Annotated in this window: 12 protein-coding genes and 1 tRNA gene; 6 read left to right on the forward strand and 7 right to left on the reverse strand. The window is 68.2% G+C overall.

Annotated features, from left to right (window positions below; translation table 11 throughout):
• The first annotated feature begins 95 nt into the window (after nt 1-95).
• From BST44_RS24595 to BST44_RS24605, 3 genes are all read left to right on the forward strand, one after another.
• Nucleotides 96-168: transfer RNA gene (locus BST44_RS24595), tRNA-Ala, on the forward strand.
• A 116-nt stretch (nt 169-284) separates the two neighbouring features.
• The gene (locus BST44_RS24600) at nt 285-1127 is read left to right on the forward strand and encodes a helix-turn-helix transcriptional regulator (RefSeq protein ID WP_083179612.1); all 843 of its coding nucleotides are present in this window, start codon (nt 285-287) and stop codon (nt 1125-1127) included.
• Nucleotides 1081-1488 carry a VOC family protein gene (locus BST44_RS24605; protein ID WP_083179602.1) on the forward strand — a complete coding sequence of 136 codons (408 nt, stop codon included), beginning with the start codon at nt 1081-1083 and terminating at the stop codon, nt 1486-1488. Before BST44_RS24600 ends, BST44_RS24605 begins: the two co-directional genes overlap by 47 nt.
• Before the next feature lie 26 nt (nt 1489-1514).
• On the opposite strand, the gene cwsA is transcribed toward BST44_RS24605, so the two are convergent.
• On the reverse strand, nt 1515-1949 hold the full coding sequence (gene cwsA, locus BST44_RS24610) for a cell wall synthesis protein CwsA (RefSeq protein WP_083179603.1): 435 nt from the start codon (nt 1947-1949) through the stop codon (nt 1515-1517).
• 128 nt (nt 1950-2077) lie between these two features.
• Here cwsA and BST44_RS24615 point away from each other — a divergent pair, with 128 nt between their 5' ends.
• The gene (locus tag BST44_RS24615; protein WP_040621022.1) at nt 2078-2626 is read left to right on the forward strand and encodes a peptidylprolyl isomerase; all 549 of its coding nucleotides are present in this window, start codon (nt 2078-2080) and stop codon (nt 2624-2626) included.
• 20 nt (nt 2627-2646) lie between these two features.
• Here the strand turns inward: BST44_RS24615 and BST44_RS24620 are convergent, their stop codons facing one another.
• Nucleotides 2647-3072 carry a PH domain-containing protein gene (locus BST44_RS24620; protein WP_083179613.1) on the reverse strand — a complete coding sequence of 142 codons (426 nt, stop codon included), beginning with the start codon at nt 3070-3072 and terminating at the stop codon, nt 2647-2649.
• Nucleotides 3073-3227: 155 nt separating this feature from the next.
• A complete protein-coding gene (crgA, locus tag BST44_RS24625; protein WP_007167002.1) occupies nt 3228-3509 on the reverse strand; it encodes a cell division protein CrgA in 282 nt (93 codons plus the stop codon).
• A gap of 117 nt (nt 3510-3626) precedes the next feature.
• Between crgA and BST44_RS24630 the strand changes: the two genes are divergently transcribed.
• Together BST44_RS24630 and BST44_RS24635 are read left to right on the forward strand one after the other, a co-directional pair.
• Nucleotides 3627-4370, forward strand: coding sequence for a DUF881 domain-containing protein (locus tag BST44_RS24630; RefSeq protein ID WP_083179604.1), 744 nt, complete (start codon nt 3627-3629; stop codon nt 4368-4370).
• 26 nt (nt 4371-4396) lie between these two features.
• Nucleotides 4397-5083 (forward strand): aminodeoxychorismate/anthranilate synthase component II, encoded by a 687-nt coding sequence (locus BST44_RS24635; protein ID WP_083179605.1) that lies wholly within the window; start codon nt 4397-4399, stop codon nt 5081-5083.
• On the opposite strand, the gene pknB is transcribed toward BST44_RS24635, so the two are convergent.
• From pknB to BST44_RS24655, 4 genes are read right to left on the reverse strand one after another with little or no spacing between them, the layout of a single operon-like run.
• Nucleotides 5061-6935 carry a Stk1 family PASTA domain-containing Ser/Thr kinase gene (pknB, locus tag BST44_RS24640; RefSeq protein ID WP_083179606.1) on the reverse strand — a complete coding sequence of 625 codons (1875 nt, stop codon included), beginning with the start codon at nt 6933-6935 and terminating at the stop codon, nt 5061-5063. The two genes, BST44_RS24635 and pknB, sit on opposite strands and share 23 nt — an antisense overlap.
• Nucleotides 6932-8254: a serine/threonine-protein kinase gene (locus BST44_RS24645; protein ID WP_083179607.1), complete on the reverse strand. Its 1323-nt coding sequence runs from the start codon at nt 8252-8254 to the stop codon at nt 6932-6934. Before BST44_RS24645 ends, pknB begins: the two co-directional genes overlap by 4 nt.
• Nucleotides 8251-9729 carry a D,D-transpeptidase PbpA gene (gene pbpA / locus BST44_RS24650; protein ID WP_083179608.1) on the reverse strand — a complete coding sequence of 493 codons (1479 nt, stop codon included), beginning with the start codon at nt 9727-9729 and terminating at the stop codon, nt 8251-8253. The genes BST44_RS24645 and pbpA overlap by 4 nt, the downstream gene beginning before the upstream one ends.
• Nucleotides 9726-11135 carry an FtsW/RodA/SpoVE family cell cycle protein gene (locus BST44_RS24655; RefSeq protein ID WP_083179609.1) on the reverse strand — a complete coding sequence of 470 codons (1410 nt, stop codon included), beginning with the start codon at nt 11133-11135 and terminating at the stop codon, nt 9726-9728. The genes pbpA and BST44_RS24655 overlap by 4 nt, the downstream gene beginning before the upstream one ends.
• Between the last annotated feature and the right edge of the window lie 120 nt (nt 11136-11255).

The following is an 11255-nucleotide window of genomic DNA, read 5'->3' on the forward strand; positions in this document are numbered from 1 at the left end:
GCCGTGGTGGTGGCGGTGGCGCGGTACCGACGCGGGGTCGAGGTCTGGCACGTGGCGGTGGATGACACGCCCGCGCAACCACCCAGTCAGGTCGAGGGGCCTTAGCTCAGTTGGTAGAGCACCGCCTTTGCAAGGCGGGTGTCAGGGGTTCGATTCCCCTAGGCTCCACAAATCTTCGCTGACCGAGCGCGCTGGCCGCTAGCGTGGACGCCGTGCCCGACGAACAGACACGCGCCTGGGAGTTCGTCACAGCGCCGCCGCGGTGCGCTCCCGGCGCCGTCTCGATGGTGGGTTACCGGGCGCTGCAGAACCCCGGCGCCATCCATCGCGGTATGCCGTCATCGACGCTGACGTTCATCGTCAGCCTCGACGAGGGGGTGCAGGCGGCGGCTACCCCCGAGGGTCTTCACAGCGCCCGGCCCAACCCCGTGCTGCTCGGCGGCCTGCAGGTGCAGGCCGCGCACGTGCGGCAGCAACGCGGGCAGGCCGGCGTGCAGCTGGCGGTGCATCCCCTTGCGGCGCGGGGGCTCTTCGGGGTGCCCAGCGCCGAGCTGGGATCGATCGACTTCGACGCCAACCGGTTGCTGGGGCGCCGCGCCGCCGAGTTGCACGAGCGCGTGGCCGAGGCGCGGGACTGGCCGGACGCGTTCGCGGTCATCGCCGACGTTCTGCGGCATGCGTGGTGGCGGCGTGACGGTGCGAGGGTGCGCCCCGATGTGGCCCGCGCCTGGCAACTGCTGGTACTCAGTCGCGGGCGTCTGCCGGTGGGCGCGGTGTCCGAGCGGATCGGCGTGAGTTCACGTCACCTGACGACGCTGTTTCGCCAAGAGGTGGGCCGCTCCCCCAAAACCGTCGCGATGCTGATGCGCTTTCGGCATGCGACCGTCCGGATCGCGGACTCGGCGAGGCGCCGTGGGTCCGTCGACCTGGCCGCCGTCGCGGCCGACGCCGGGTACAGCGACCAGGCGCACCTCACCCGGGAGTTCACCCGGTTCGCGGGCGCACCGCCGCGGCGCTGGCTGGCCGAGGAGTTCCGAAACATTCAAGACGGCGGCCATTCGTGCGGCGCACACTGCGAACATGACTGGATCGAATCCGACGCTGTGGCTGACGCTGCAGGCCCGTGACGCTCAGAAGCTGATCGACTACTACGTCGACACATTCGGCTTCGCCCTCGCGGCATGCTACGGCGAGGGCAGCGACGTAGACCACGCGCAGCTGAATTGGCCCGAGGGCGATGGCGGCTTCATGCTCGGCAGCCACAAACCCAGCGCCGAATGTGCGCGCGAACCCGGCACCGCCGGCGCGTACGTCGTCACCGCCGATCCCGCCGGCCTTTACCGGCGCATCGCCGGACGCGGAGCGGACATCGTCCGCCCGCTCTCCGAAACCGCCTATGGCTCAAACGAATTCATTGTGCGCGATCCCGAGGGTAACCTGTGGTCGTTCGGCGACTACCGCGGGGCGCCGTGCCCGCCGGGAACCTGACCGCCCGATACGGCACCCCGGGCTCGTCAGGGACGCGGTTGTACGTCGACGCTGGGCGGCCGTGACTGGGGATCCTGCGGCTTGGCACGCACGGAGCGCCGGACAAGACTGAACGCGACGGCCCCGCCGGCGAGCACCGCCACGGCCGCCCCCGCGAACACCCACGGGCGCTTGGTCCGGCGGCGCGCCCGCCGGGCGTCCTGCAGCGCCTGAGGCAGGTTTGCGACCACGTCCTGCGCGGCCGCCAGCTCCTGGGCGAGCGTCTCCTGGGCCGCGGCGAGTTCGTGGGCCAGGCGGCCCTCTTGGTATTTGCGGCGGATCTGCGACGCGGTCGACTGCGCCGACTGGACACCCAGACCGACGACTCCACGGGTGACGTCCACCGGACCCAGTGTCGAGTAGGTCAGTCCGCGAGCCAGTCGCTCCCGCGGGGTCAGCCGGGATTCCGCCTTCGCGCTCATCTGCCGCCTTTCGTCGCGTGCTGAACAGACTGCCAGCATAGGGACACCGGCGAAACCCTTATGTGCGCGCCGCGTTTTCAGCGGCGACGGGGCTTGGGTGACACCGGGTGCGGGTAGGCCCGCGCGTAGTGGCAGACTCTCATGCCGTGACCAACAGCCCCATTCAGACCGCTACCGCCACGCTGCACACCAACCGCGGTGACATCAAAGTCGCTCTGTTCGGAAACCACGCGCCCAAGACCGTCGCCAACTTCGTCGGCCTGGCGCAGGGCACCAAGGAGTACTCGACCCAGAACGCGTCGGGCGGGTCTTCCGGTCCGTTCTACGATGGCGCGGTCTTTCACCGGGTGATTCAGGGCTTCATGATTCAGGGCGGCGACCCGACCGGAACCGGCCGCGGCGGCCCGGGTTACAAGTTCGCCGATGAGTTCCACCCCGAACTGCAATTCGACAAGCCCTACCTGCTGGCGATGGCCAACGCGGGGCCGGGCACCAACGGCTCCCAGTTCTTCATCACGGTGGGCAAGACCCCGCACCTCAACCGGCGGCACACCATCTTCGGCGAGGTGACCGACCCCGAGTCGCAGAAGGTCGTCGAGGCGATCTCGACGACGGCCACCGACAGCAACGACCGCCCGACCGAGCCGGTCGTCATCGAGTCGATCACGATCTCGTAGGCCGGCGCGCACCGGTCCGGTCAGCGCGGGTGACGGCCCGCGTAGCCGGCGGCCGTGAGTGCGTCGAGCACCTCGATCGGATCCGTCCCGAGGTCCCAGCGGGAAAAGAGCCGCAGGCCGCCGTCGGCCGTTTCGACCTCGAGCAGGCGGACTTTGCGCCCGAGGCGCCGGAACTCGGTGATCCGGATGATCTTGATGTCGGCGGGCCGCAATAACTGCGTCCGGAACCATCCCCGGTGCACCAGGCCGTCGTCGGTAATTGCCAGCTTCGGCCGCGCGCGCCACGTCGCGCCCGCAAACAAGATCAGACCCGCCGCGGCAATCCCGGTCAGAACGCGCCCCGGCGCGTCTGTGACTGCGGTCACACTCGCGATAGCCATCAAAATGCCGGCAGCCCCACAACCAGCGATTCCCGCGATGCTGGGCTCCCATTGTGTTTGCTGCATACGCCGCTCAGCCCCTCCCACCACGGCCTATGGAGTTATCCACAGACGCTATCAACAGTGGGGATAAATCACACGCGTGTGATTGGGTGGTGGAGATGTTGCTGGCGCAGTAACGAAGTAAGTCAAAAATGAATTCATTCCGTCGCCGGCCGCGCTCAGTGCCAGCGCATCGTCAGCAACAACCCGGTGATCATGAAAGCGAAGGCGATGGCGTAGTTCCACGGCCCCAGTTGCGCCATCCAGTTGAGCCACGTCGGCGCCTGGCTGCCGACGGCGGCCAACTGAAACACCATCAGCCAGACCAACCCGATGAGCATGAGGCCGACGAACAGGGCGACGAACCACACGCTCGAGGGCCCGACCTTGACCTTGACCGGCGTGCGGCTGACCGAACTGACGGCGAAGTCGTTCTTCTTGCGGACCTTGGACTTGGGCATGATTACCTCAACAAGACGGTGAGCGGGACGGAGTGCAACGATAACGACCGCAGCTGCACGCACAGCTTCGCTACGAGACTAACCCACCCGGCACGCCTACCAGGAAAATGGAGAGCGATGAGCGACGGACCGCCTTCACCCTGGCGTTTCGGGGTCCCGGTGGTGTGCCTGCTGGCCGGACTGCTTCTCGCCGCCACCCACGGGGTGTCCGGCGGCGCGGAAATCCGCCGCAGTGACGCCCCGCGGCTGGTGGATCTGGTCCGCGAGGCCCAGTCGTCGGTGAACCATCTCAACGCCCAGCGGGACGCACTGTCCGCAAAGATCGACGCCGCGCACGGGCGGTCCTCCGATCGCGCGCTGGCGGCGATGCTGCGGCGCTCCGCCGAGCTGGCAGCCGAGGCGGACATGAACCCCGAGCACGGGCCGGGGCTCACGGTCACCCTCGAGGACGCGCCGCGGGACGCCAATGGGCGTTTCCCGCGGGACGCTTCGCCGGACGACCTCGTGGTGCACCAGCAGGACATCGAGGCCGTCCTCAACGCGTTGTGGAGTTCCGGCGCGGAGGCGATCCAGATGCAGGACCAGCGCATCATCGCCACCTCGGTGCCCCGCTGCGTCGGCAACACGCTGCTGCTCAACGGCCGCACCTACAGCCCGCCCTACACGATCACCGCGATCGGGAACGCGACCGCCATGCAGGCGGCCCTGGCCGCCGCTCCCCTGGTCACCCTCTACCGCCAATACGTCGTCCGATTCGGGCTCGGCTACCGCGAAGAGGTCAAACCCGACGTGCAGATCGTCGGCCACACGGAGCCGGACCGGCTGCACTTCGCCCAACCCATGGGAACCATCGGCTACTGACTTTCGGTGGGCGGTAACCTGGCACGGTGCGGATCCTGGTCGTCGACAACTACGACAGCTTCGTGTTCAACCTGGTGCAGTACCTCGGCCAGCTGGGCGTCGAAGCCGAGGTGTGGCGCAACGACGACTCCAGACTCTCCGACGAGGCCGCCGTCGCCAAGCGGTTCGACGGTGTACTTCTCAGCCCCGGCCCGGGCACCCCGGAACGTGCGGGTGCATCCATCGCACTGGTCGGCGCGTGTGCCGCCGAGCGCACCCCGCTACTCGGGGTCTGCCTCGGACACCAAGCGATCGGGGTCGCGTTCGGCGCCACCGTGGATCGCGCGCCCGAACTGCTGCACGGTAAGACGAGCAGCGTCTTCCACACCAATACCGGTGTGCTGCAAGGGCTTCCGGATCCGTTCACGGCGACCCGCTATCACTCGTTGACCATCCTGCCGGAGTCGCTGCCGCCGGTGCTCGAGGTGACGGCCCGCACCCGCGGTGGCGTCATCATGGGGGTCCGGCACAGCGAGTTGCCGATTCACGGTGTCCAATTCCACCCCGAGTCGATCCTGACCGAGGGAGGGCATCGGATGCTGGCGAACTGGCTGGCCTACTGCGGCTGGGCCCGCGACGACACACTGGTCCGCCGGCTGGAGAACGAGGTCAGGGTGGCGGTTCAGCCGTATTTCCCGGCCGATCCGCCGGCTACTGGCCGAACTTCAGCGTGATGATCCCGTCGCGGTTGCAGCCGGTGCCGGCCGGCGGGTTCTGATAGACCACCCGGTGGGACTGGGATCCGCCTGCATCCACGTCGGGACCCTTGTCCAGCACCCCGGTCCAGCCCAACGCCCGTAGCCGCGGCTCGGCGTCCGTCCAGAACATGCCGCTCAGATCGGGCATCACGAACTGGTTGCCCTTGGACACCTGCAGCTCGATCACCGAATCGACCGGAACCATCTGGCCCTTGGGCGGATTCGTGCCGATCACCTCGCCGGCCGGACGGGTGCTGTCCACCTGCGCCTGGGTGATCTTGGTGAAGCCGTAGACGGTGAGGTTCTTCTCCGCGACGTCGACGGTCTGCCCCGCCACGTCGGGCACCTGCTTGGTCTCTGGCCCCGAACCGACGATCACGGTGATCACATTGGTGATGGCCGAGGTCTGGTTGGCGGGTGGATTGGTGCCGATCACCTTGCCCAACAGCTCGGGGCTCGACGGCGAATTGGCCTGCTTGACCTTGCTGAATCCGGCTGCCTTGAGCTTGCTGACCGCATCCGAGTAGCTCAGCGACGAGACATCGGGGACTTCGCGCTGCTCGGGGCCGGTCGAGACGTTGATGGTGATCTCGTCGCCCGCGCTCACCGACGCGTTGGCGCCGGGATCGGTATTGATGACGTGGTCGGGCGGGATCGTCGAGTCGGGCTTCTGCAAGGTTCGGGTCTTGAAGCCGCGATTCTGCAGCGCCGCAATGGCATCGGCGGACACCTGGCCCCGCACGTCGGGCACCTGCACGTCGCGGGTGGTGCCGCCGAACGTGTTGAAGGCGATGACGACGACGATGGTCAGCACCGCCAGCGCGGCGACCGCCACGATCCAGCGACCGACCGACCCGCCGTTGCCGTCGTCGATGTGCCGGAGGGGTTGCCGCGGCAGCGGATCGGTGCGCGGGCCGGGCGCGTTCCCGCCCGCGGCGAGCAGCGAGGACCGGTCGGCGTCGGTGAGCACCTTGGGCGCCTCGGGCGGTTCGCCGTTGTGCACCCGCACCAGGTCGGCGCGCATCTCGGCGGCGGTCTGATACCGGTTGTCCGGATTCTTGGCCAGCGCCTTGAGTACCACGGCGTCCAGGTCCGCGGAGATGCCCTCATGCCGCCGCGACGGCGGGATCGGGTCCTCGCGCACGTGCTGGTACGCGACGGCGACGGGTGAGTCCCCCGTGAAAGGTGGCTCGCCCGTGAGGATTTCGTAGAGCACGCAACCCAGCGAGTAGACGTCGGAGCGGGCGTCGACGGTGTCGCCGCGGGCCTGCTCGGGCGACAGGTACTGGGCCGTCCCGATCACCGCCGCGGTCTGGGTGACGCTGTTGCCGCTGTCGGCGATCGCGCGGGCGATGCCGAAGTCCATCACCTTGACCGCGTTGGTGTTGCTGAGCATGATGTTCGCCGGCTTGACGTCGCGGTGGATGATCCCGTTCTGGTGACTGAAGTTCAGCGCCTGGCAGGCGTCGGCGATGATCTCGATGGCGCGCCGCGGCGGCAGTGGGCCGTCGGTATGCACGATGTCGCGCAGGGTGACGCCGTCGACGTACTCCATGACGATGTAGGGCAGCGGCCCCGTCGGAGTCTCCGCCTCCCCGGTGTCGTAGACCGCGACGATCGACGGGTGATTGAGGGCGGCCGCGTTCTGCGCCTCGCGGCGGAACCTCAGGTAGAAGCTGGGATCGCGGGCCAGGTCGGCGCGCAGCACTTTGACCGCGACATCGCGGTGCAACCGGACGTCGCGGGCCAGGTGAACCTCGGACATACCCCCGAATCCGAGGATCTCGCCCAGTTCATAGCGGTCAGACAGGTGCTGAGGGGTGGTCATCGTGGTATCTCGTGTCGGGCCGGTGACGCGCTGGGCGTCAGTGGTTCACCCCACCCGTGCTCGGCCGGCCCTCGCTGCAGTCCAGAATTACCTATCGTCGCGCGATCCGTCCAATTGAGCCGCAGCGCCGGGCCGGGCGCCAAACCTGTGGGCGTCTTGCTCGCCGGAGGCGGCGCCGGCGGACCCCCGGTGTCGGTGACCGTGGGGGGCGGCGGCTGCTGCTGGGTGTCCGCGCGGGAGTTGATGACGATGAGCACCGCGATGATGATCGCCAGTGCCCCGAGCACCCCGGCGGCCCACAGCAAGGCGCGCTGACCCGACGAGAAGGTGCGCCGGGCCGGGGGCGGACGGTGACCGCCGGTAGTTCGCCGGGGCGCCGCCGTCCGGGTGCTGGTGACGGCGGCCGCCCGCGTCGTCGGGCTCGACGGGATGGCCGCCGGCGATGCCCGCCCGGGAGGCGGTGACTGGCTGGGCCGCGGCGGACGGCGGCCGGCCCGCACCGCCGCGACGGCGTCGGCGAAGGGGCCACCGCTGCGATAGCGCATCGCGGGGTTCTTGACCAGCGTGATCTCGATGAGTTCGCGCACGTTGGGCGGCAACTCCGCGGGCAGCGGCGGCGGGGGCTCCTTGATGTGCTTCATCGCCACCGTCAGGGCGCCGTCACCGGTGAACGGCCGCTTGCCCGACACCACCTCGTAGCCGACCACACCCAGCGAATACACGTCGCTCGCGGGCGTCGCGTCGTGCCCGAGGGCCTGCTCGGGGGCGATGTACTGGGCGGTGCCCATCACCATCCCCGTCTGGGTCACCGGGGCGGCGTCGACGGCCTTGGCGATGCCGAAGTCGGTGATCTTCACCTGGCCGGTCGGGGTGATCAGGATGTTTCCGGGCTTGACGTCGCGGTGCACCAGGCCGGCGGCGTGGGCGACCTGCAGGGCGCGCCCGGTCTGCTCGAGCATGTCGAGCGCGTGCCGCAACGAGAGCCGCCCCGTGCGCTTGAGCACCGAGTTCAGCGGCTCGCCGTTGACCAGCTCCATCACCAGGTAGGCGGTGCGGCCCTCCCCGTCCAGCTGGCTTTCGCCGTAGTCGTGAACCTGGGCGATGCCGGGGTGGTTGAGCATCGCGGTGGTGCGGGCCTCGGCGCGGAACCGCTCGATGAACTCCGGATCCTGGGAGAACTCCTGTTTGAGCACCTTGACCGCGACGCGCCGGCCGAGCCGGCTGTCCACCGCCTCCCACACCTGGCCCATGCCGCCGGTGGCGATCAGGCGCTGCAGGCGGTATCTGCCGGACAGCGTCACACCAACTCGCGGGCTCATGGTCCTCCCTGTAGCGCGGCTTGGATCACAGCCCGTCCGATCGGCGCGGCGAGTGCACCTCCCGTCGCGGACAGGCGGTCGCCGCCATTCTCCACCAACACTGCCACGGCGACTTTGGGCGTCTGCGCGGGCGCGAAGGCGATGTACCACGCGTGCGGCGGCGTATGACGCGGATCGGTGCCATGCTCTGCGGTACCAGTCTTGGATGCGATCTGCACGCCGGGAATGGCCCCTTTCTGCTGCGCGACCTTCTCGGCGCCAATCATCAGCTCTGTCAGCTTAGCGGCGACCTGGGGCGACACCGCGCGGCGCTGTTCATAGGGGACGGTGGTGCTGATGTTGGCCAGGTCGGGGCCCTTGAGGCTGTCGATCAGATAGGGCTGCATCGTCACGCCGCCGTTCGCGATGGTCGCGGCGACCTGGGCGTTCTCCAGCGGTGTCAGCGCGACGTCCTTCTGACCGATGCTGGTCATGCCCAACGCGGCCGCATCCGGGATGATCCCGACGGACGACTCGGCGACCTGCAGCGGGATGACGCTCGGGGTGGTGTCCAGGCCGAACGAATGCGCCATGCTGCGCAGGGCATCGGAGCCGGTATGCATGCCGAGCTGGACGAACGCGGTGTTGCACGACAGGGCGAATGCCTGCTTGAGCGACACCGTGGGCTCGACGCCGCAGGGCATGCCGCCGTAGTTCTCCAGCGTCGCGGTGCTGTCGGGCAGCTGAATCGACGACGCCGCGGTCAACTGCTCGGCGTCGGTCGCACCGGCCTGCAGCGCCGCCGCGGTGGTGATCACCTTGAACGTCGATCCGGGTGGGTAGGTCTCCGAGATGGCGCGGTTGGTCATCGGGTTCTGGGGGTCGTCGCGGAGCCGCTGCCACGCCTGTGCCTGGACCTCGGGGTCGTGCGACGCCAGCAGGTTGGGGTCATAGGACGGCGATGACACCATCGCCAAGATCTTGCCGGTGGAGGGCTCGAGCGCGACGACGGCACCCTTGCACGGGGGGCCGCCGCAGCCCTGCTGCATCGCGTCCCAACCGGCCTGCTGGACCCGCGGCCGGATCGTGGTGTCGACGTTGCCGCCGCGCGGATCGCGACCGGTGAAGAAGTCGGCCAGCCTGCGTCCGAACAGTCGCTCGTCGGAGCCGTTGAGCAGCGGATCCTCGGCGCGCTCGAGGCCGGTGCTGGAATAGCGCAGCGAGTAGAAGCCGGTGATGGGCGCGTACACGGCCGGGTTGGGATAGACCCGCAGGAAGCGGAAGCGGCTGTCGGTGGCCACCGAGTAGGCCAGCAGCTGGCCGCCGGCGACGATCTGGCCGCGTTGGCGCGAATACTCGTCCAGCAGCACGCGCTGGTTGCGCGGGTCGGCGCGCAGCGAGTCGGCGGCGAACACCTGCGTCATCGTGGCGTTGAGCAGCAGCAGCACGATCAGCGCCATGACGGTGATCGAGATGCGACGCAGCGACGTGTTCATATCGTCTCGATCACCTCGGTCTTGGCCGCCGCGATCGGAGAATCCTTGCGCTCACGGCCGCGAAGGGGATGCCGGGCACTGTTGGAGATGCGGGCGAGGATCGCCAGCAGCACGTAGTTCGCCAGCAGCGACGAGCCGCCGTACGACATCCACGGGGTGGTCAGTCCGGTCAGCGGGATGAGTTGGGTGACACCGCCGACGACGATGAACAGCTGGATGGCCAGGGTGGAGGACAGTCCCGCGGCCAGCAGCTTGCCGAAGCTGTCCCGGGTTGCGATCGCGGTGCGCATGCCGCGCACGATGACGATGGTGTACAGCATCAAGATGCTCGCGAGCCCGACGAGCCCGAGTTCTTCACCGAACGCCGCGATGATGAAGTCGGTGGACGCCGCCGGCACGGTGTCGGGTTGGCCGTTGCCTAGCCCGGTCCCGAAGATGCCGCCGGTGGCGAAACTGAACAGCGATTGCACGATCTGGTAGCCGCTGCCGTCGGGGTCGGAGAACGGGTCCCACCACATCTGTACGCGGACCCGGACGTGCGCGAACACGAAATACGCGATCACGCTGCCCGCCGCGAACAACACCAGGCCGATGACCACCCAGCTAAACCGTTGTGTCGCAAGGTAAACCACGACCAGAAACGAGGCATACAGCAGCAGCGAGGTCCCGAGGTCCTTCTCGAACGCCATCACGCCCACCGAGATCACCCAGGCGGCCAGCAGCGGCGCGAGGTCTCGTGGGCGCGGCAGGGTCAGCCCCATGAAATGCTTGCCGACGCTGGTGAACAGGCCCCGCTTGGCGATCAGGACGGCGGAAAAGAAGATCAGCAACAAGATCTTGGAGAATTCGGCGGGCTGAATTGAGAAGCCGGGGAAGCGAATCCAAATCTTCGCGCCGTTCTGTTCGGACAGCGACGCCGGCAACAATGCGGGTATCACCAACAGCACCAAGCCGGTGATGCCGCAGATGTAGCCGTAACGGGCCAGCTGCCGGTGATCCTTAAGGAACGTGACGACGAGCGCGAACGTCACGACTCCGACAACCGTCCACATCATCTGCTGGGTGGCGCTGGGATGGTGGCGGCCGCTGAACTGATTGTCCACCAGGTCGAGCCGATGGATCATCACCAACCCAAGTCCGTTGAGCAGCGCCACAATTGGCAACAGCAGCGGATCGGTATAGGGCGCGAAGCGCCGGATCGCCAGGTGCGCCGACCCGAATACGAGCAGGAACACCAACCCATAGGTGATGACGTTCCAGCGCAATTCGCGGTCCTGGTTTGCCTCGACGATCAGCAACGCTGCGACGGTGATCGCCGCGGCGAAGCACAGCAGGAGCAGTTCGGCGTTGCGGCGGGTGGGCAGCGGAGGCGTGACCGTGACGGGCGGCTGGAGTTGTGTCGTCATGCCACCGTCCGGCAGTCAATGCCCGGTTGAAGTGGAGGCGCTGGAAGCGCGGTGACCGTCTGCGAAGTGGTCGTGGGGCCAACCGGCGATGAGGTCGCGACACCGCCAGCACCGTCCACG

The organism is Mycobacterium scrofulaceum, from assembly GCF_002086735.1.
Lineage (GTDB): Bacteria > Actinomycetota > Actinomycetes > Mycobacteriales > Mycobacteriaceae > Mycobacterium > Mycobacterium scrofulaceum.

Bases quoted from the DNA above. Each gene is read 5' to 3' on its own strand.
- BST44_RS24605 (WP_083179602.1), top strand. From the start codon at position 1,081: ATGACTGGATCGAATCCGACGCTGTGGCTGACGCTGCAGGCCCGTGAC.
- BST44_RS24655 (WP_083179609.1), bottom strand. From the start codon at position 11,135: ATGACGACACAACTCCAGCCGCCCGTCACGGTCACGCCTCCGCTGCCC.
- pknB (WP_083179606.1), bottom strand. From the start codon at position 6,935: ATGACCACCCCTCAGCACCTGTCTGACCGCTATGAACTGGGCGAGATC.
- BST44_RS24645 (WP_083179607.1), bottom strand. From the start codon at position 8,254: ATGAGCCCGCGAGTTGGTGTGACGCTGTCCGGCAGATACCGCCTGCAG.
- pbpA (WP_083179608.1), bottom strand. From the start codon at position 9,729: ATGAACACGTCGCTGCGTCGCATCTCGATCACCGTCATGGCGCTGATC.
- cwsA (WP_083179603.1), bottom strand. From the start codon at position 1,949: ATGAGCGCGAAGGCGGAATCCCGGCTGACCCCGCGGGAGCGACTGGCT.
- BST44_RS24600 (WP_083179612.1), top strand. From the start codon at position 285: ATGGTGGGTTACCGGGCGCTGCAGAACCCCGGCGCCATCCATCGCGGT.
- BST44_RS24630 (WP_083179604.1), top strand. From the start codon at position 3,627: ATGAGCGACGGACCGCCTTCACCCTGGCGTTTCGGGGTCCCGGTGGTG.
- BST44_RS24620 (WP_083179613.1), bottom strand. From the start codon at position 3,072: ATGCAGCAAACACAATGGGAGCCCAGCATCGCGGGAATCGCTGGTTGT.
- crgA (WP_007167002.1), bottom strand. From the start codon at position 3,509: ATGCCCAAGTCCAAGGTCCGCAAGAAGAACGACTTCGCCGTCAGTTCG.